Here is a 19,404-nt window from a genome sequence, read left to right as displayed (position 1 = left end):
CGACGTTAGCCCAGTCGGCGGCATGTCAGCCGGGGTACGCCGGGTCATCACCCAGGTCTCATCCGGAAGTGGGTCGCGGGAAACCGACGCGGAGCAGGGTGGCTCACCGGCATACCCCGAACCGGGAGGTCCCCACCACCATGAACACCACCCGCAGGTCCGTGCTGCTCGGCGGCGCCGCGGCGGTCGGCATCGCCGCTGTCGGCACCGGCGCGCCCGCGCTGGCCACCCCGAACCGCGGCCTCACCGACCCGTTCACCCTCGGCGTCGCCTCCGGTGACCCGTCCGCGGACGGCGTCGTCCTGTGGACCCGCCTCGCCCAGGACCCGCTCGCGCTCGACGGCCTCGGCGCCATGCCGGGCCGGACGTTCCCGGTGCTCTGGCAGGTCGCGACCGACGAGCGCTTCCGGCACGTCGTGCGCACCGGCGTCGAGTGGGCCCGGCCCGAGACCGCGCACAGCGTCCACGTCGAACTGGCGGGCCTGCGCCCCGGCGCCGAGTACTTCTACCGCTTCCGGGTGCAGGACCACGTGTCCGAGGTCGGCCGCACCCGCACCGCCCCAGCCCCGCACTCGCTGTCCGGCGCGCTGACCATGTGCTTCGCGTCCTGCTCGCACTACGGCGAGGGCTTCTTCACCGCGTACCGCCGCCTCGCCGAGGACCAGCCCGACCTCGTGCTGCACCTGGGCGACTACCAGTACGAGTACGCGGCCAAACCGGCCGACGTCCGCGCGGTCGCGGGCCCGGAGACGCGCACCCTGGCCGACTACCGGCTGCGGCACGCGCAGTACAAGTCCGACCCCGACCTGCAACTGGCCCACCAGGTCGCACCGTGGCTGGTCGTGTTCGACGACCACGAGGTGGAGAACAACTGGGCCGACGAGGTCCCCGAGGCCCCGGACCCGGACTTCCCGGCCCGCCGCGCCGCCGCTTTCCAGGCGTACTACGAGAACATGCCGCTGCGCCGCACCGCCCGCCCGCGCGGCCAGGACATGCAGCTGTTCCGCCGGGTCCGCTGGGGCGCGCTGGCCAACTTCCACATGCTCGACACCCGCCAGTACCGCTCCGACCAGGCCTGCGGCGACGGCACCAAGGTCGACTGCGCCGACCGCCTGGACACCGCCCGCACCATCACGGGTGTGGAGCAGGAGAAGTGGCTCCTCGACGGCCTGCGCGGCTCCCGGGCCCGCTGGGACGTGCTGGGCCAGCAGGTCTTCTTCGCCCAGCGCGACCTCACGGCGGGCGAGAAGCAGGGCTTCAGCATGGACGCCTGGGACGGCTACAAGGCCAGCCGCGACAAGGTTGCCGCCGGTCTGGGCACCGCGCGCAACGGTGTCGTGTTGACGGGCGATGTGCACCGGCACTGGGCCGGAGACGTGAAGGAGAGCTTCGACCGGGCCGACTCCCGCAACGTTGCGGTGGAGCTGGTGACTACTTCCATCACCTCGACCGGGGATGGGGGCGATGACACGAACGCCGGTGTTCTTGCGGAGAACCCGCACCTGAAGTTCTACAAGAACCGGCGGGGGTACGTGCGGACTCGGTTCACGGCACGGGAACTCCGGGCTGACTTCCGGGTGCTGCCTTACGTGCGGACCGCAGGCGGTGCTGCTACCACGGCGGCGAGCTTTGTGGTTGAGGACCGGGGGCGCACTTTGCACCAGGCTTGAGGTTCTTTCGGGGTGGCCCCCTTGCCGGGGCCACCCCGGTCCTTTGTGGACATTTGGCCTGGTTCGCTGCGGTTTGTTGATCGCCGGCGGAGCGGTTTGGGTGCGTGGCGGGTTCGCTGCGGCGGGATGGCGGCCTTGAGCTGGCGATGTATCCGTTGGGCGGCCTGGATGTTCACCCGGTTCAGGGACAGAAGTTATCCACATGTGGATCTTCAGCGGCGCTTTTCAAGATCGACTGTCGGGGGGCGCCGATAGACTGGCACTGGGACGCCCCCCGGAGTGGGTGGGGGCTGGGCAGGGGTCCCCGCGGGCGCACGCGCGAAGCAGCTGGGGCGGGGGTCCTCGCGGGCGCACGCAAATCGGCTGGGCGGAGGTCCTCGCGGACGCGCGCGAAGCAGCGGGGCGGGGCGAGGTGGGGTTAGAGGGCTCGCGGGGTGTGAGGGTTCGGCAGGGGGTAAGGGATTCGCGCGGCGCGGAGGGTTTGGTGGGGGCTAGAGGCGCGCGGAGTGTGAGAGGGCTCGCGGGGGTAAGCGAGGTCGAGGGCCTGGTTTGCGTGGTGCGGGAGCCGAGGTGGGTCTGTCTGGATTGGACGGGGTGTGGGTTAGACCGAGATCACGGAGACCGGTAGGGCTGGGTCCGTGGTGAGGTCCAAGGACGACGGTGTGACGCCGGTGGCTACTAGGTGGGCGCCTAGGGCGGCGATCATGGCGCCGTTGTCGGTGCAGAGGCGGGGGCGGGGGACGCGGAGGGTGATTCCGGCGGCGGCGCAGCGTTCGGCGGCCAGCTGCTTGAGGCGGGAGTTGGCTGCCACGCCGCCGGAGATGATCAGGGTGGTGATGTCCAGGTCGGTGGCGGCGCGGACGGCTTTGGCGGTGAGGACGTCGGCCACGGCTTCCTGGAAGGAGGCGGCGACGTCGTCCACCGGGATGGCCGCGCCCGCGCGCTCCTGGGCTTCGACCCAGCGGGCGACCGAGGTCTTGAGGCCGGAGAACGAGAAGTCGTGGCGGGCGTCGCGGGGGCCGGTGAGGCCTCGGGGGAAGGCGATGGCGCGGGGGTTGCCGCGCTGGGCGGCCTTGTCGATCGGGGGGCCGCCGGGGTACGGGAGGTCGAGGACGCGGGCGACCTTGTCGTAGGCCTCGCCCGCGGCGTCGTCGATGGTGGAGCCGATCTCGGTGATCCGGCTCGCGACGTCGTCCACGCGCAGCAGTTGGCTGTGGCCGCCGGAGACCAGCAAGGCCAGCGACGGCGACGGCAGCGCGCCGTGCTCCAGGGTGTCCGCCGCGACGTGCCCGGCCAGGTGGTTGACCCCGTACAGCGGCACCCCCAGCGACAGCGCGTACGCCTTGGCCGCCGACACCCCCACCAGCAGCGCCCCGGCCAGACCCGGCCCGCAGGTCACCGCGATGGCGTCCACATCGGACAGCCGGAGCCCGGCGACGTCGAACGCCCGGCGCATGGTGGGGACCATCGCCTCCAGGTGCGCCCGGCTGGCCACCTCCGGCACCACCCCGCCGAAGCGCGCGTGCTGCTCGACGCTGGAGGCGACCTCGTCGGCCAGCAGCTCGACCGAGCCGTCCGCGCCGAGCCGGACGATGCCGACGCCGGTCTCGTCGCAGGAGCTCTCGATGCCCAGGATGATCGTCACGTGGTGTCCTCCACCCGTGCGGGCCGGACCATGGTGAAGGCGTCGGCCCCGGAGGGTTGGTAGTAGCGGCGGCGCAGGCCGATGGTGGCGAAGCCGTGGGCCTCGTAGAGCGCGATGGCGGCGGCGTTGTCCGTGCGGACCTCGAGGAACACCTGCGCGCGTTCGTCGTCGGCCCGGTCGAGCAGTCCGCGCAGCAGTGCCCTGCCGATGCCCCTGCCCTGCCAGACCGGGTCGACGCCGATGTTGTGCACGCTGGCCTCCATGTCCCCCGGCGCACCGGCCAGGGACAGGCCGCCGTAGCCGACGAGCAGCTCACCGGCGTGCGCGCCGAGGTAGAAGTGGCCCCAGTCGAGCTCGGAGGCGAACGCGGACTCGCTCCACGGGTCGTCGTTCGGGAACAGGGCGCGCTCCAGTTCGGCGCAGCGGCGCAGGTCGACGCGGCGCAGCGGCTCGATCCGGATCGTCTCGGTCATCCCGGGCTCACCCGTTTGCGGGCGCCCGGCTCGACCGCGTCCGGCCTGCGCAGGTAGAGCGGGGTGAGCGGGCCCGGTTCGCCGTCGAGGTCGGCGGCGAGGACCAGGCCGACCGGGCTCGGGTACTCGGGTCCGGTGATCGGCGCGCCGAGGTCGACGATCCGGGTGCCCGCGATCCGGGTGACACCCCCGAGGGGGATGTCGACCGGCTTGTCGACGCCCGGTCCGGTCGTCCGGGTGCCGTCGGCCGCGTAGGTAGCCCAGTAGAGCTCCTTGCGCCGGGCGTCGGTGACCACGAGCAGCGGCTCGCCGCGCACCTCGGCGGCGATGGCGTCGAGCGAGCACACCGGGAACACCGGCCTGTCCAGCGCGTGCCCGAGGGCGGCGGCGGTGACCATGCCCGCGCGCAGGCCGGTGAACGGGCCGGGCCCGACCCCGCAGACCACGGCGTCGAGGTCGGCCAGGGTGTGGCCTGACTCGGCGACGGCGTCGCGCAGGTGCGGGGTGAGCAGTTCGCCGTGCGCGCGGGCGTCGACGGTGACCCGCTGCGCGAGCAGCCTGGGGGTCCCGCCGGTGAGTTCGACGACTCCGGCGGTGACCGCGGGGGTGGCGGTGTCGACCGCGAGGACCAGCACGGTCGACAAGGGTACGAGGCCGCCCGGCCGCCCGGTCAGGTGACCGGCTGCTGCCGCCTGCGCCGGTTCTCCGCGAAGCTCTCGACCGCGACCGCGCAGAACAGCGCCAGCAGCCCGCCCGCGGCCAGGATGCCGCCGACCTTGGTGATTTTCGCCTTGGGCAGCTTCTCCGGGTCCTGCGGCGCGCTGACGACGCTGACGGTCACCCAGGTGCTCGGCGGGGCGCCCAGTGAGCGCTGCTTGTCGTCGAGTGACTTGCGGATCAGGTCGAACGCCTGCTGGCCGAGCTCCTTGGCCCTGGCGATGGTGGCGCCCTCGACCTTGGCGGTCATGAACGGGCCCTCGCGGGTGATCTCGACGGCGTCCTTGGGCTGGGTGACCAGCTTGCCCGCCGAGACCGCGGTCTCCTCGATGAGCATGATGGTGATGGTCGAGAGCGTCGGCGCGAAGGCGAGCAGCGAGTTGGTCTGCTCCAGCTGGCTCGGCGGGCGCACGATCCGGCCGTCCTTGGGGGCGAGCATGACGACGGTGCCGGTCCACTGGTAGCCCAGCGGGGTGGAGACGTAGGCGTACCCCGCGCCGACCAGCGTGACCAGCAGCAGCGGCACGATCACCAGCCACCGCCGCACCAGCAGCGCGAAGAACTTCCCGAAGTACACCCGACGCTCCCGACACCCGAGGCCACCTGGTCGGGTATCGCGCTGACCGACCCCGGTGTAACCGTGTGCGACGAACTTCACCGCCGCTGCGACCGGATCCCGACACTAGGGTTGGTCCGGTGCTGCTGCCCACTCTGGCTGATCGTCCGGACCGTGCCGCGTTGCGCTTCGAATCCGGTGAGCTGACTTACGCAGATCTAGCCGCGGCCGCCGCTGGTACGGCTACCGCGATCTCTGGCGCTAAGAGGGTCGCTGTGTGGGCGACGCCGACCGCGCACACGTGCGTTGCCGTGGTGGGTGCGCTGGCCGCTGGGGTTCCGGTTGTGCCGATCAACCCGAAGACCGGGGAGCGCGAACTGGCGCACATCGTCGCCGACAGCTCCCCTGACCTGGTGCTCGCCGAGGCCGACGTCGACCTGCCGCCCGCGTTGGCCGGGCTGCCGCGGGTCGTCGCCGGTCCCGGGGGTGGCCCGGTGCCGCCGGAGCCCGATCCGGAGTCGGCCGCGGTGATCGTCTACACCTCGGGCACGACCGGTCCGCCCAAGGGCGTGCTGCTGCCGCGGCGGGCGATCGCGACGAACCTGGACGCGCTGGCGGTGGCGTGGGAGTGGACCGCGGCGGACACGGTGGTGCACGCGCTGCCGCTGTTCCACGTGCACGGCCTGGTCCTGGGGGTGCTGGGGCCGCTGCGCCGGGGCGGGACGGTCTGGCACCTGGGCCGGTTCGACACTTCGGCGCTCGCGGCCGCGCTGTCCGGCGAGGCGACGGTGATGTTCGGCGTGCCGACGATGTACCACCGGCTGGCCGCCGACTGCGAGACCGACCCGGCCGTGGCGCGCGGCGTGGCACGGGCGCGGCTGCTGGTGTCGGGTTCGGCTGGTCTGCCCGCGGTCGACCACGCCCGGATCACCGCGGCGACCGGGCAGCGGGTGGTCGAGCGGTACGGGATGACCGAGACGCTGATGAACTGCGCGGTCCGGTCGGACGACCCGCGTCCGGGCAGCGTGGGACCGGCGGTCGACGGGGTCGAGGTCCGGTTGGTGGACGAGGCGGGTGTGCCCGTCGCCGACGGGGAGATCGGCGAGATCGAGGTCCGCGGCCCGAACCTGTTCCTCGGCTACCTGAACCGCCCCGAGGCCACTACCGACGCCTTCCGCGACACCTGGTTCCGCACCGGCGACGTCGCCACCCGCGACCAGGACGGCCACGTCCGCATCCTCGGCAGGCGTGCGACCGACCTGATCAAGAGCGGCGGCTACAAGATCGGCGCTGGCGAGATCGAGAACGCCCTGCTCGAACACCCGGACGTCGTCGAAGCCGCGGTAACCGGCGAACCCGACGCCGACCTCGGCGAACGCATCGTCGCCTGGGTGGTGACGGGCCCGCAGCGCCCCTCGGAACAGACCCTGTCCGACCACGTCGCCCGACTGCTGTCCCCGCACAAGCGACCACGGGTGGTGCACTACTTGGACGCCTTGCCGCGCAACGAACTCGGCAAGGTCACCAAGCGCGCACTGGGGTGAGCGCGGTCTGACGAACGGCCGCAGGGTGTGACATCCGGTGCCGGCGCCTTGGGGGGATTGGCGGCGGGGTCGCGTGCTGCTGGGCCCAAGGCGCCGGGGTGGGGGTTAGACGTTGGTGATGGACCAGGCCTGGTTGTCGTTGCCGGAGCACTCCCACTGGATCACCTTGGCACCGTCCTCAGTGGAGGCGCCGGTGACGTCCAGGCATTTGGAGCTGTGGACGGCCTGGAGTTCGTAGCCGTTGTCGGTGCGGGGGATGAGCTGCCACTGCTGGTTGGTGTCGCCGGAGCAGTCCCACTGGATCACCTGGGCGCCGTTGTCGGTCGAGGCGCCGGTGACGTCGAGGCACTTCCCGCTGCCTGCTGAGACGACCTGGTAGATGTCATAGGACTCCACCAGGACCAGTTGCCATTTCTGGTTGTCGCCGCCGTGACAGGTCCACTGGATGACGTTGGCGCCGCCGTCGAGGCTGGCGCCTGCCACGTCGAGGCACTTGTCGCTGTTGTTCGAGCGTAGCTCGTGCCAGGCGCCGTCGACGTCCGCCGAGGCGGGTAGTGCGCTGGCGAGGACGATCGCCACGGCGCCGGTGATCGCGGCGACAAGGGTTCGTGCCGTCATTGCCAAAACCTCCAGTCCGGACAGGACTGTCCCGTCCGGACACCAACCCTGGCCCGGCGCCGCCGCCAGGCCGATCCCCCGGTCGGCTTGTTCGGCTCCCCGATCAGGTCAACCAGCGGTCCACGACTGCGGGGAGTTCCGAAAGCCGCTGCACCACGGCGTCCGGGGTGACGTCGACCGGTACCTGTTGCGTGATCGGGATGTCACTGTGCGGAATCAACACCGCGCGCATCCCGATCGCCTTGGCGCCGCTGATGTCGTCGTACGGGCGGTCGCCGACGTACACGCAGTCGGCCGGGTCGTCGACGCCGACGGCGGCCATCGCGGCCTCGAACGCGGCGCGGTGCGGCTTGGTGTACTGGAGGTCGCTGCTCCAGACCCGCGCGTGGAACAGGTCGAGCACGCCGTCGCGGTGCAGGACTTCCTCGTGCCACGCCGCGGGCCACGCGGTCGACGACAGCACGCCGGTGAGCAGCCCGCGGTCCCGCAGCCCGGTGAGCATCGGCGCCACCTCGGGATCGGTGTACGTCGCGCGGTCCCAGTAGTCGCGGAACGCCCGCAGTGCCCGCTCGTCGGCGGGCGCGGCGGCGGTGTCGAGCACCTGCGCCAGGGTGAACGCGACGTGCTGCTCCCGCACCAGGGTCCACGCGGCGTTCTCGGCGGTCAGCACGGCCGCCGCCAGTGCGGTGGCCCTGGCCTGGTCGTTCGGGTGCACCACGTCGGCGTACGCGCGCCAGGCGGCGAGGTGGTCCATGGTCACCCACGGGGTCAGCGTGCCGCCCCAGTCGAAGATCACCGCACGCACGAGGCCCCCATCCCGAGCCCCGCCGGGGGCTCAGCTGATCGGTCGGTCGACCCAGGCACCGTACCGTTCGACGGTGGCCACCCGGGAGTCGTCGACCTGCCGGTCCAGCCGGATCAGCAGGTGGTCGCCGGAGAGCCGGTCCGCGCTGCCCTCGCCCCACTCCACCACCACCGCGGAGGAGACCAGTTCGGTGTCGAGGTCGAGGTCGTCGAGCTCGTCGAGCGACCCGCCGAGCCGGTAGGCGTCGACGTGCACCATCGGGATGCCGCGGCTGCCCGCCTTGTGCTCGCGGGCGATGATGAACGTCGGGCTGCTGACCCGCCCGCCGACGCCCAACCCCGCGCCGATGCCCTGGGCGAGCGCGGTCTTGCCCGCCCCCAGCGGTCCGGCGAGCAGCACCAGGTCACCGGGGCGCAGCACGCCGCCGAGCGCTTGCCCGAACGCGTGGGTGTCCTGCGGGGTGGGCAGCGCCACCGTCTCAGTGTTGGTCACGGGTCCCTCCCTGGTGGCTCTCGCGCAGCAGCGTAGCCAGGTGCTCGTCGACCAGGTCCGCCTGCTCCAGAATCACCAGGTGCCCGGCGCCGGGGACCCGCACCAGGGTGGCGTCGGGCAGTTCGGCGGCGATCCGCTCGGCGTGCGCGAACGGGGTCATCCAGTCGTGGTCGCCGCTGAGCACCAGGACCGGGCAGTGCTTGAGCCCGGCGAGCGCGGCGTAGCGGTTGTGGCTGCCCAGGGTGTCGACGAAGTCGGCGAGCACCCGCACCGGGGTGACGTCGAGCAGCCGCACCGCGAAGTCGACCAGCCGGGGGCTGGTGTTGCCGGGGCCGAAGCCGATCGCGCGGGCCGCCTGCCGGGTGATGCCGCCGCCCGCGGTGCGGATGAGCTCGACCGCGGCGGGCTGCCACTCCGCGACCCGGCCGAGGACCCTGGTCAGCGGGTTGTACTTGGACAGCAGCGGCCTGGGCAGTCCGCTGCGGCCGACCTCGCCTGCCGAGGTGCCGATGAGCGCGACGCCGTTGACCCGTTCGGCGAACAGGTCCGGGTCGCGTTCGGCGAGCGCCATCACCACCATGCCGCCCATCGAGTGTCCGATGAGGACGATCGGCCCGTCCGGCACGACCGCGCGCAGCACCTCGTCGAGGTCGTCGGCGAGCTGGTCGATGGTGCTGGATGCGGCGTCCGCGCGGCCGGAGCGGCCGTGGCTGCGGTGGTCGTAGAGCACCAGCCGCACCCTCGGGTCGACCAGTTCGGCGAGGTCGCGGCGCTGGAAGTGCCAGGCGAGCCTGCTCATCGCGAACCCGTGCACCAGCACCGCGGTCACGTCCGGCGCGCCGCCGTCAGCCGGGTCGACTTCCTCGTACGACAGCACGACGCCGTCCGCGGCCACGACCGAGCCGCTGCGGGTCGGCTTCAACTCCCCCAACGGCTCTTCGAGGTACGGGTCCTCGTTCGGGGACCGCTTGCGCACCCCGACGACGACAGCGGCAGCGGCGGCCGCGAGCACACCCGCGCCCGCGGCGACCTTCCCGGCGCGGTTCATCCGCCCAGGTACCGGCGCCGCACCCGCGGTCGGTACATGCCGGTGACGATCTCGTAGTCGATGGTCCCGATGGTCTCGGCCCACTCGGTCGCGGTCGGCTCACCGCGCGCCGCCGAGCCGAACAGCACGACATCGTCCCCTTCGGACACGGCCGAGTCGCCGCAGTCGACCACTATCTGGTCCATGCACACCCGTCCCCGGATCGGCCGCCGCGCGCCGTTGAGCAGCACGTCCATGCGGTTGGACAACAACCTGGGGACACCGTCCGCGTAGCCCGCGGTGACCAACGCGAGCGTCGTGTCCTGCGCGGCCGTCCACGTCTGTCCATACGAGACGGACTCGCCGGCGCGGATCCGTTTGACCAGCGCCACTTGGGATCGGAAGGTCATCACGGGCCGCAGGTCCTCGTGCTGCTCGAGCGGGTTGAGCCCGTACATCGCGATGCCGAGGCGGACGAGGTCGAAGTGCAGGTCGGGCCGGTTGAGCGTCGCCGCGGAGTTCGCCAGGTGCCGCTTGGGGTTCAGCCCGGCCGCCACGGCTTCCTCGTACGCGTCGGCGAACCGCTTGGCCTGCTCGTCGATCGACGGGTGACCCGGGTCGTCGGCGCAGGCGAGGTGCGACCAGACCGCGTACACCTCGTTGTCCGACGCCGCCGCGGCCCGCACCAGTTCCGCCCACCGCTGCGGCGGGCACCCGTTGCGGCTCAGCCCGGTATCGATCTTCAGGTGGACCCTGGCCCCGGACAGCCGCCGCAGCTGCTCCACAGAGGACACGCCAACGTCCACGCCTGCCTCGACAGCGGCGGCCATGTCGGAGTCAGGACCATCCAACCAGGACAGGATCGGCGCCGTGATCCCGGCTTCCCGCAAGGCAAGCGCCTCGTCCAGGGAGCACGAGCCCAGCCAGGTCACGCCCGCCTGCAACGCCGCCTTGGCGACCGGCACAGCACCATGACCGTACCCATCGGCCTTGACCACGGCCATGCTCTCGGCCCCGGCGGCCCGGGCAACCAGCAGCGACACGTTGTGCCGCAACGCGTCCAGGTCGATCACGACCTCGGCCCGGCTCATGACACCACCGACCGGATCGCGTCCGACAACGCCGACACGATCGCCGACGCCGGGGCAGGTGCCCCCCGAGCGGCCGACTCGCCGGCCCGGACGTGCACGAACGCGGCACATCCCGCTGCCAGCAACGGATCCAGCCCCGCCGCGAGCAACGCGCCGATCACCCCGGACAGGACATCCCCGGAGCCCGCGGTGGCCAGCCAGTGCGACCGGGCAGCGTTCACCAGCACCCGTCCGCTCGGGTCCGCGATCACCGTGACGTGCCCCTTGAGCAGCACGGTCACGCTCAACGCGGTCGCCAACTCCAGCGCGGCCGTGACCCGGTCGGCACCCAGTCCGATGCCGTGCGGCTCCGCGATCCGGGCGAACTCCCGGTCGTGCGGGGTCAGCAGCACCGGCACGTCCGGGTCCCGCGCGTCCCACAGGTCCGGGTGGGCGGCCAGCAGCGTGATCGCGTCGGCGTCGGCGCACACCGGGACGCCCGCGCCGAGCACATCCCCGAGCACGTCCCGCGCCGCCTTGCCCGTCCCCATCCCTGGCCCGGCTACCCAGGCCTGGACCCGACCCGCGTCGCCGAGCGACCCGGTCGCGATGACCTCCGGCCACCGGCGGCGCACCTCGTCCGCCGCCGAGCCCGCGTACCTGGTCAGCCCGGACGTGGCCAGCACGGCCGCGCCCACCGACAGCACCGCCGCACCCGGGTAGGTCGACGATCCGGCGGCCACGCCCACGACGCCCTGCGTGTACTTGTCGTCCCCGGACTCGGGCAGCGGCCAGGCAGCGGCGACATCATCGGCCGACAGCACGGAGAACCTCGGCGGAGGCAGGTCGAGCCCGAGGTCGACCAGGTGCACCTCCCCGCAGCGGGCACTGGCCAGGAAGTGCACCGGCTTGTGCCCGCCGAAGGTCACCGTCACCTCCGCCGTCACCGCGGGACCGGTCACGGCGCCGGTGTCCGGGTCGACCCCGCTGGGGAGGTCGACCGCGACGACCGGCGCCCGGACCCTGGCCACGACAGCGGCGGCGCCCGGCCGCAACGGACCCCGCGCCGACAGGCCGACGATGCCGTCGATCACCAGGTCGGCGAAGTCGACGCCCTCCGGCGTGCCGACCCGGCCGCCCGCGCGCTTGAACGCCGCCAAGCCCTCGGCGTGCGCGCGGTCCGGGGCGAGCAGCACCGCCGTCACCCCGACCGAGCGCCTGCGCAGGAACGCCCCGGCCCACAGCGCGTCGCCACCGTTGTCGCCCGCGCCGACCAGCAGGACGACCCGACGTCCGGAAACCCCGCCGGTGCGCCGATCCAGTAACCGCGCCGCGTGCAACGCGACGGCGTGCGCGGCGCGGCGCATGAGGGCGCCTGGCGCGGTCGCGGCCAGGACGGGCCGCTCGGCCTCGCGGACAGCGGTGGTGGTCCAGACGCCCAGCAAACGCGGCTCCTATTCGACGGTGACCGACTTGGCCAGGTTGCGCGGCTTGTCCACGTCGTACCCGCGCGACCGGGCGATCTCCGCGGCGAGCACCTGCAACGGCACGGTCGAGACCAGCGGCTGCAGCAACGTGGGCACGGCGGGGACCTCGATCAGCTCGTCGGCGTAGGGCCGCACCGTGTCGTCGCCCTCCTCGGCGATGACGATGGTCCGCGCGCCGCGGGCCTGGATCTCGCTGATGTTGGACACCAGCTTCGAGTGCAGCACCGCCCGGCCCTTCGGCGACGGCATCACCACGACCACCGGCAGCCCCGGCTCGATCAGCGCGATCGGGCCGTGCTTGAGCTCACCGGCGGCGAAGCCCTCGGCGTGCATGTACGCCAGTTCCTTGAGCTTGAGCGCGCCCTCCAGGGCCACCGGGTAGCCGACGTGCCTGCCGAGGAACAGCACGGCCTTGGCGTCGGCCAGTTCCCGGCCGAGCGCCTGGACCTGGGCGGTGGTGCCCAGCACCCGGCGCACGGCGTCGGGCATGGCCGAGAGCTCGTGGAACTCGCGGGCCACCTCGTCGGGGTACTTGGTGCCGCGCGCCTGCGCCAGGGCCAGGCCGACCAGGTAGTTCGCCGCGATCTGGGCCAGGAACGCCTTGGTCGAGGCGACCCCGATCTCCGGTCCGGCGTGGGTGTAGAGCACGGCGTCGGACTCGCGCGGGATCTGCGCGCCGTTGGTGTTGCAGACCGCCAGCACCCTGGCCTTCTGCTCGCGGGCGTGCCGGACGGCCTCCAGCGTGTCGGCGGTCTCGCCGGACTGGGAGACGGCCACGACCAGGGTGTCGCGGTCGAGCACCGGGTCGCGGTAGCGGAACTCCGAGGCCAGCTCGACCTCGACCGGCAGCCGGGTCCAGTGCTCGATGGCGTACTTGGCGACCAGGCCCGAGTGGTACGCCGAGCCGCAGGCCACCACGAACACCTTGTCCACGTCGCGCAGGTCCTGATCGGACAGCCGCTGCTCGTCGAGCACGATCCGGCCACCCGCGAAGTGTCCGCGCAGGGTGTTTTCGATGGCTGCCGGTTGTTCGCTGATTTCCTTGAGCATGAAGTACTCGTGGCCGCCCTTCTCGGCGGCCGAGAGGTCCCAGTCAACGGTGAATGGCTTGGCGGGGGCGGGCTCGCCGTGGAAGTCGACGACCTCGTAGCCGTCGCGGCTGATCAGCACCACCTGGTCCTGGCCCAGCTCGACGGCCTGGCGGGTGTGCTCGATGAACGCGGCCACGTCGGAGGCGACGAAGGTCTCGCCCTCGCCGATCCCGACCACCAGCGGCGAGCTGCGCCGGGCCGCGACGATCAGGTCCGGCACGTCGGCGTGCGTCACGACCAGGGTGAACGCGCCCTCCAGGCGGCGGCAGACCGACCGGACGCTGGCGGGCAGGTCGCCGCGGGTGTCGCCGTCGGCGTACGCGCGGGCGACCAGGTGCGCCGCGGTCTCGGAGTCGGTGTCGCTGGAGAGCTCGACCCCGGCCGCCTCCAGCTCGGCGCGCAGCGCGGCGAAGTTCTCGATGATCCCGTTGTGCACCACCGCGACCCGCCCGGTGGCGTCACGGTGCGGGTGGGAGTTGCGGTCCACCGGGGCGCCGTGGGTGGCCCACCGGGTGTGCCCCATGCCCGCGGTGCCCGCGAACCCGTCCCGGCCCACCTCGTCCAGCCTGGCCTCGAGGTTGGCCAGCCTGCCCGCCTTGCGCTCGACGGCGAGGCCGTCGCCGACGAGGACCGCGACCCCCGCCGAGTCGTACCCCCGGTACTCGAGCCGTCGCAGCCCGGCGAGCACCACGTCGAGAGCCGGACGGTGCCCCACATATCCCACGATTCCGCACACGCGCACCAGGGTAACGACCGGAAACCTCGACGGCCGATAGGCTTGCCCCATGGCACGCACGGCCAAGCACCTGCTCGACGAGCTCGCCCGCCGGGGTCCGCACCAGGTTCTGCGCGGCGACCTGGCGTTGGTCGGCATGCCGGGGGTGGTGTTCACCCCCGCTTCCGGCCTCGGCCTGCCCGCCGTGGCGTTCGGCCACGGCTGGTTGCAGCCGCCGAGCCGCTACCGGGGCCTGTTCCGGCACCTGGCGTCCTGGGGCATCGTCACCGCCGCGCCCGGCACGCACGTCGGTCCGCTCGGCTCGGCCCGGCTGCTGGCCGCCGACCTGCGCACGGCACTCGACGTGTGCGCCGGGGTCCGCCTGGGTGACGGGGCGATCAGCGTCGACCCGGGCAAGCTCGGGCTGGCCGGTCACTCGACGGGCGCGGGCGCGGCGGTGCTCGCGGCCGCGGACGACGACCGGGTCAAGGCCGTCGCCACGCTCGCCCCGGCGCAGACGAAGCCGTTCGCCACCGACGCGGCCCAGCGGTGTTCGATGCCGTCGCTGCACGTGGTGGGCGGCAACGACCTGGTCGCGCCGCCCCGGTCGCACGGCGAGCTGATCGCGCAGGCGTGGGGCGGGCCGACCCAGCTGCGGGAGTTGCCCAAGGCGTCGCACCTCGGGTTCGCGGAGGGGCGGCACTGGAGCGGGCTGCTCGTGCACGGGAAGGCCGAGCACGCGACGCACCGGGTCAGCCGGGCGCTGCTGACGGCGTTCTTCCTCGTGCACCTGGCGGGGGACCAGACGTACCTGCCGCTGCTGTCGGAGCCGGTCAAGGCCGCGCCGCTGACTTACGAGACTGTGCCGACGCTCTAGCCGCGGTTGGTCATCCAGCTGACGGTGAAGACGCCGGTGTCGGTGGGGTCTTCCAGGTGTGAACGGCGCTTGCGGGGGCGTTGCTCCGGAGTGGCCAAGTCCTGCTCGTAGGTGGCGCGGGAGCGGGCCAACTCGTCGGCGAGGGCGGCACTGAGCTGCTGGAACGGCGCTCGGATGGCGCGGACGGCCGGATCGGTGTCGTCGAGCACGGTCAGCCCCTCGCGCGGTTGGCCGGGTCCTCGCCGATGATGCCGTCGAAGCGCGTGGCCGGGTTGTCGTCCTCGAACAGGCTGCCGACCAGGCGCCACTGGCTCGACTTGCGCTCGGTGTCGCCACCGCCTCCACCACCACCGCCGCCCATGCCACCCATCATCCCGCCTGGTGCGCCGCCTGTCGGGGTGCTGGCCTGGGGGGTGGGGGCTTGGCGTTGGGGGTCCGCGGTTGGGGGTGGGGTTTCGGCGCCGGTCACCGTGCCGGGGCCTGGTTCGGCGGCGGTATGTCCACTTGAGACTGGGCTGGCGGTGGCGGGCTCTGGGTGGGCTGGTTGTTGGGCGGGCGCGGGTGTGGGTGGCTGGGCTTGTGCGGGCGCTTGGGTGGGCGCAGGCGGTTGTGTTGGCGTGGGCGGTTGTTGGTGGTGGAGGCCGTCGATCACGTACTGCTTGCCGTCGACCGCGACCGCCACCGAGTCGCGGCGCGCGGTGACGACCGGCTCCACAGTGGACGTTTCACCGGGCAGCAACCGGACGAACAGGTCCCAGGTGTCGGTGGTCGCTTTGTGCACGGCGGCCAGGTCGCGCCGGAAGCGGGCAATGGCGGCCTCGTAACGGGAGCAGTACCCGTCGAGGTACTCGATCACCTCGGCGGACGACCACGGATCCTCACCGGGCACGTTCAACGCGTGGGCCCCGTGCGTGCGCAGCAATCCCACCGGGTTCGCCCGCACCGCCCCGTCAAGCCGATCGATCTGCGTCAACCGCGTCGGCAGGTGATCAACCTCAATCCCCCGCACCGACTCGGCCTGCTCAGCCCACTCCCGCACCGCCGACCGGACCGTCACCCGAGCCCCATCAACCGCGGCCGCGAGCCGAACCGCCTTCTCCTGCCACCCCCGAGCCTGCCGCGCGAACTCATCAAACCGCCCCGCGGCCGAATCCGCCCCCCGCCCACCCCAGGTGTCAGCCAACCGCCCCCGCAGCCCCCCAGCCCCGTCCCGCACCACCTCTACCGCGGCAGCAACCGCCGCCAACCGCTCAGCGGCCCCTTTGAGAGCCCCGAAATCAGTCCCCCGCAGATCATCGAGCACCCGCTCATCCCGCGTGCCCCACACGTCCTGCCGCCACCCACCGCGCGCAGCCGGATGCACCCGCCACCGCTCGAAAACCGCCCCACCCGCCCGACCCGACAACGCCCACCGAACCCCAGCCAACGCTGCATCGATCACCGAGTCGGAAACCTCAGCCTCGACCACCGGCTCCACCAACAACTCCCGCACCACCATCACCGCTCACCTGCCCGCGTGATCCGGGCGGCGGCGTCGTGGTCGGTTTCGGTGAGGTGTTGGGCGGCTTTCACCAGGCCGGCGACCGTGTTGTCGAGTTCCGGGGCGGCTTTGTGCAGTGCGGCGAGGATTTCGGCGTGGGCGGCGGCGAAGGCCTCGGCTGCGTGGGTGCCGAGGGGGCCGAAGGCGCGGGGGGTGAGGGGGTCGGCCTTGGCGTAGGTGGCGATGTCGGTCAGCGCGGTGTGGAGGGTGGTGGCCTCGGTGGCGAGGGCGGTGACTGCTTGCTGGTCGAGGCGGAGGGTCACCTCAGCGCACCCAGCTGCGGCCGGACCAGTCGTCGTCCTGGTCGTCGGCGGGGGACGGGCGGCGGGGTGGGGTGGGGGGTGCGGGGTCGTCGAAGGGGTCGACCTCGAAGGAGAGGACGGAGGGGCGTTGGTCGCGGGGCCACGCGGCCGGGCGGTCCTCGGGGACGACCACCGCGGGCAGGGACGGCGGCGCGGGGGCGGCCGGGGGTGGCGGGGCGGGGTGGTCCTCGTCGGTGTTGAAGCTGAGCACGGTCGGGCGGGACTCGCGGGTCCAGGCGGTCGGCTTCTCCTCGGCCGCGGCCGCCTGGGCGCGGGCGAACTCCTCCTTGGCCGCCTCGTGCGCGGCGTCGATCGAGGGCTGCTGCTCGGCGGCCAGCCGCTTCTGCTCGGCCACCTCGGCGTCGTGGCTCGCGAGTTCGGCGGCGAACTCCTCGCCGATCTCGTTGACCCTCGCGGTGTACTGCGCGGTGATGTCCTCGTAGCGGGCCAGCACCTGCCTGGTCTCCGGCGTCATGCCTCACCTGCCCCCGTCGATCGCGCTGCTGATCCTGGACTCGGCCGTGGCGTGGTCGTCGTCGAAGAGCTGGCCGCTGGTGCGCCACTGGGACCCGGCGCGCTCCGAGTCGCCGGACCCGCTGCCGCCGCCACCGCCGCCCATGGCGCCCATCGGCATGCCGCCGAGACCGGACCCGGCCTGGCCGCCCGCGTGGTCACCGGAGCCCGGCTGGGCGGTCGCCAACCCGGCCTCACCCGAGCCGGACGCCTGGGTGTCGCCGCTGGCGCTGGACATCTCGCCCTGGCCCGCGTCGGCGCGGTCGTCGAACACGCTGCCCGCCGCGCCCCACGCCCCGGACTGGTCACTGGCCGCGTACGTCGACTGCGCCCCACCACCGTCGTACGCGGCGGCCAGCGGCTCAGCGGCATACCCCTGCGGCTCAGCTGCATACCCCTGCGGCTCAGCTGCATACCCCGACTGGACCTGCGGCTCGGCCGGGTAACCCTGCTGGCCCGGCGCGGCGGCCGCGGCGGCCTGGGGCTCCGGCGCGCCCGGCTGGGCCAGCTCGCCGAGATCACCGACGAAAGCGCTTGCGGTCGGCTTGACCTCGGGCTGGCCCACCGTGGGCGCCGCTGGGTCCTGGTAGTCGACCGTGTACGTGACCGGCTCGCCGTCGCCGTCGTCCACGGTGATCTTTACCGTGTCCGGGTCGGTGGCGGACCGCTCGGCGGTGATGGTCAGGTCGCCGTCGTGGATCACGGCCTTCCCGTCCGGCCCCGCCTGCACGTGCTGCACACCGTCCTGGCCCGGCACCGGCCGCCCGGTCACCGGATCGACCCCGGGCTGCCCGGTCACCGAGTCCACCACCGGCCGCCCCGTCGCCGGATCAACCCCGGCCTGCCCGGTCCCAGGGTCGAGCACCGGCTTCCCGGTCAGCGGGTCGAGCGCGCCCGGTGTGGACTGTCCGAAGTCGAGCTCGTAGGTCTTGGGCTTGCCGGTCCCGTCGTCGACCGTGACGCTGACCCTGCCCTGCCCGTCCGGGCTCTGCACGCTGATCGACCGGTCCCCCTCGGTGATCGTCACCGTCTCCGGCGCCCCGGTCGGCGGGACCTGGGGGACCTGCGGGGTCTCCGGGACGGCCGCGGCGGGATCGGTCGGCTGCGGCATCGCGGGCGGTTCGTGCGCGGCGGGCGGGGGCGGGCCACCACCGGTCTGACCAGGACCGGGACCGCCGCCGGTCTGCGTCGGCTGCTGCACCGGCTGCTGCTCGACCGGCTTGGCGTCCGGCTTCTTCTCCTGCGGCGGCGGCTGGGACGCGCCCGCGAGGCTGAGCTTGCCGAACGGGTCCGCGGTCATGGTGATGGTGGCCGAGTTCAGCTCGTCCCACGCGGACTCGACGGCCTTGATGGTCTCCTCGATCCGGCGGCGCAGGTTGCCCACGGTCAGGAAGTAGCACTCGCAGAAGTCGTTGAGCTCGCGGCAGATCTGGTCGGACCACCGGTTGTCGCCATCGGTCAGCCGCACCTGCCCCGGCTGGTGCAGCGAGTCGGCGGTCACCGGCACGACGGACAGGTTGAGCAGGCCCTGGCCGAAGCCGCTGAGGAAGGTCGCCTCCTCCTTCGCGGAGAACCCGGACTCCCACACCCCGCTCTCGAGGATGCGGCCCATCTCGTCGATGTAGGTCTCGTACTGGTCGCGCGGGAACATGTCGAACGGCCCGCCGATGGCGTACTTGCCGTACCGGTCGACCATGGGCTTGCCGCCGACGTCCGAGGAGTCGGCGAACCCGGCGAGCTTCTCCACCACGGTGCGGGTCGCCGAGCGGGCGCCGTCCACGTGGTCGCGCAGCTGGGTCAGCAGCGACTGGTAGTCCACCGACGCGGCGCGCAGGTCGTTGATCCGCCCGGCGGCGGCCTCACCGGCCTTGCTGCTCCACGCGCCCTGCAGCTTGGTGGTGACCGCCCCCGCGGCGCCGTCGAGCGCGCCAGCGGCCTTGGCCAGGTTGTCGAGCCTGCCCCGGGCGCCCCACAGGTAACCCCAGTTGATGATCTTCAGTTTGTAGAGGCCGCCGGAGGAGTCGGTCTTCTCCTGCCAGCCGTCCCCGCAGGCGGGCTGCGACGACCACTTGCTGCGGTTGCCGGGCAGGCAGGCCGGGTGGTTGCGCCACTTCTCGTAGAGGAACCCGAGGAAGTCGCGGCCCATGACCTTGAGGAAGTCGTCCAACTTGGCCAGCATGGCCGCGGAGTGGTCCTCGGTGTGCACATCGGACGGGGTTTGCAGGGCGGCCTGCACCTCGTGGCTGAACTGCTCGGCCACCC

Annotated in this window: 19 protein-coding genes; 3 read left to right on the top strand and 16 right to left on the bottom strand. The window is 72.7% G+C overall.

Annotated features, from left to right (window positions below; genetic code table 11):
* Window positions 1–140 precede the first annotated feature (140 nt).
* Window positions 141–1,670, top strand: a complete 1,530-nt coding sequence (locus BMY07_RS12505; RefSeq protein WP_092777773.1) for an alkaline phosphatase D family protein — start codon at window positions 141–143, stop codon at window positions 1,668–1,670.
* A gap of 601 nt (window positions 1,671–2,271) precedes the next feature.
* On the opposite strand, the gene tsaD is transcribed toward BMY07_RS12505, so the two are convergent.
* From tsaD to BMY07_RS12485, 4 genes are read right to left on the bottom strand one after another with little or no spacing between them, the layout of a single operon-like run.
* Entirely contained in the window at window positions 2,272–3,315 is a 1,044-nt protein-coding gene (gene tsaD, locus BMY07_RS12500; RefSeq protein WP_092777771.1) for a tRNA (adenosine(37)-N6)-threonylcarbamoyltransferase complex transferase subunit TsaD, read from the bottom strand.
* On the bottom strand, window positions 3,312–3,788 hold the full coding sequence (gene rimI / locus BMY07_RS12495) for a ribosomal protein S18-alanine N-acetyltransferase (RefSeq protein WP_092777769.1): 477 nt from the start codon (window positions 3,786–3,788) through the stop codon (window positions 3,312–3,314). Before rimI ends, tsaD begins: the two co-directional genes overlap by 4 nt.
* Window positions 3,785–4,423 (bottom strand): tRNA (adenosine(37)-N6)-threonylcarbamoyltransferase complex dimerization subunit type 1 TsaB, encoded by a 639-nt coding sequence (gene tsaB, locus BMY07_RS12490; protein WP_092778317.1) that lies wholly within the window; start codon window positions 4,421–4,423, stop codon window positions 3,785–3,787. The genes rimI and tsaB overlap by 4 nt, the downstream gene beginning before the upstream one ends.
* A 35-nt stretch (window positions 4,424–4,458) precedes the next feature.
* On the bottom strand, window positions 4,459–5,082 hold the full coding sequence (locus BMY07_RS12485) for a hypothetical protein (protein ID WP_092777767.1): 624 nt from the start codon (window positions 5,080–5,082) through the stop codon (window positions 4,459–4,461).
* Between the two features lie 122 nt (window positions 5,083–5,204).
* Here BMY07_RS12485 and BMY07_RS12480 point away from each other — a divergent pair, with 122 nt between their 5' ends.
* Window positions 5,205–6,605, top strand: coding sequence for an acyl-CoA synthetase (locus BMY07_RS12480; protein WP_425426284.1), 1,401 nt, complete (start codon window positions 5,205–5,207; stop codon window positions 6,603–6,605).
* A gap of 105 nt (window positions 6,606–6,710) precedes the next feature.
* Here the strand turns inward: BMY07_RS12480 and BMY07_RS12475 are convergent, their stop codons facing one another.
* The 7 genes from BMY07_RS12475 to glmS all read right to left on the bottom strand — a co-directional run bounded on the left by BMY07_RS12475 (window position 6,711) and on the right by glmS (window position 13,931).
* A complete protein-coding gene (locus BMY07_RS12475) occupies window positions 6,711–7,223 on the bottom strand; it encodes an RICIN domain-containing protein (RefSeq protein WP_092777763.1) in 513 nt (170 codons plus the stop codon).
* Between the two features lie 103 nt (window positions 7,224–7,326).
* Window positions 7,327–8,028: an HAD family hydrolase gene (locus BMY07_RS12470; RefSeq protein ID WP_092777761.1), complete on the bottom strand. Its 702-nt coding sequence runs from the start codon at window positions 8,026–8,028 to the stop codon at window positions 7,327–7,329.
* A 30-nt stretch (window positions 8,029–8,058) separates the two neighbouring features.
* On the bottom strand, window positions 8,059–8,520 hold the full coding sequence (gene tsaE / locus BMY07_RS12465) for a tRNA (adenosine(37)-N6)-threonylcarbamoyltransferase complex ATPase subunit type 1 TsaE (RefSeq protein ID WP_092777759.1): 462 nt from the start codon (window positions 8,518–8,520) through the stop codon (window positions 8,059–8,061).
* Complete coding sequence (locus BMY07_RS12460; RefSeq protein WP_092777757.1) at window positions 8,507–9,568, bottom strand: alpha/beta fold hydrolase; 1,062 nt, start codon at window positions 9,566–9,568, stop codon at window positions 8,507–8,509. The genes tsaE and BMY07_RS12460 overlap by 14 nt, the downstream gene beginning before the upstream one ends.
* Complete coding sequence (alr, locus tag BMY07_RS12455) at window positions 9,565–10,638, bottom strand: alanine racemase (protein ID WP_092777755.1); 1,074 nt, start codon at window positions 10,636–10,638, stop codon at window positions 9,565–9,567. Before alr ends, BMY07_RS12460 begins: the two co-directional genes overlap by 4 nt.
* Entirely contained in the window at window positions 10,635–12,062 is a 1,428-nt protein-coding gene (locus tag BMY07_RS12450; RefSeq protein ID WP_092777753.1) for an NAD(P)H-hydrate dehydratase, read from the bottom strand. The genes alr and BMY07_RS12450 overlap by 4 nt, the downstream gene beginning before the upstream one ends.
* 9 nt (window positions 12,063–12,071) lie before the next feature.
* Window positions 12,072–13,931, bottom strand: coding sequence for a glutamine--fructose-6-phosphate transaminase (isomerizing) (gene glmS / locus BMY07_RS12445; protein WP_092778315.1), 1,860 nt, complete (start codon window positions 13,929–13,931; stop codon window positions 12,072–12,074).
* Window positions 13,932–13,980: 49 nt separating this feature from the next.
* Between glmS and BMY07_RS12440 the strand changes: the two genes are divergently transcribed.
* Entirely contained in the window at window positions 13,981–14,787 is an 807-nt protein-coding gene (locus BMY07_RS12440) for a dienelactone hydrolase family protein (RefSeq protein WP_092777752.1), read from the top strand.
* Here the strand turns inward: BMY07_RS12440 and BMY07_RS12435 are convergent.
* The 5 genes from BMY07_RS12435 to BMY07_RS12415 form a co-directional block, all read right to left on the bottom strand.
* On the bottom strand, window positions 14,784–14,996 hold the full coding sequence (locus tag BMY07_RS12435) for a hypothetical protein (RefSeq protein WP_092777750.1): 213 nt from the start codon (window positions 14,994–14,996) through the stop codon (window positions 14,784–14,786). The two genes, BMY07_RS12440 and BMY07_RS12435, sit on opposite strands and share 4 nt — an antisense overlap.
* A gap of 2 nt (window positions 14,997–14,998) precedes the next feature.
* On the bottom strand, window positions 14,999–15,844 hold the full coding sequence (locus BMY07_RS12430; protein WP_143073453.1) for a hypothetical protein: 846 nt from the start codon (window positions 15,842–15,844) through the stop codon (window positions 14,999–15,001).
* 440 nt (window positions 15,845–16,284) lie between these two features.
* Window positions 16,285–16,590: a hypothetical protein gene (locus BMY07_RS12425; RefSeq protein WP_092777746.1), complete on the bottom strand. Its 306-nt coding sequence runs from the start codon at window positions 16,588–16,590 to the stop codon at window positions 16,285–16,287.
* Between the two features lies 1 nt (window position 16,591).
* Window positions 16,592–17,104 (bottom strand): hypothetical protein, encoded by a 513-nt coding sequence (locus tag BMY07_RS12420; protein WP_092777744.1) that lies wholly within the window; start codon window positions 17,102–17,104, stop codon window positions 16,592–16,594.
* Window positions 17,105–17,107: 3 nt separating this feature from the next.
* A complete protein-coding gene (locus BMY07_RS12415; RefSeq protein ID WP_092777742.1) occupies window positions 17,108–19,402 on the bottom strand; it encodes a hypothetical protein in 2,295 nt (764 codons plus the stop codon).
* Window positions 19,403–19,404 lie beyond the last annotated feature (2 nt).

This window comes from Actinokineospora terrae, assembly GCF_900111175.1.
Classification (GTDB): domain Bacteria; phylum Actinomycetota; class Actinomycetes; order Mycobacteriales; family Pseudonocardiaceae; genus Actinokineospora; species Actinokineospora terrae.
This window is presented reverse-complemented; position numbering and strand designations above follow the sequence as displayed.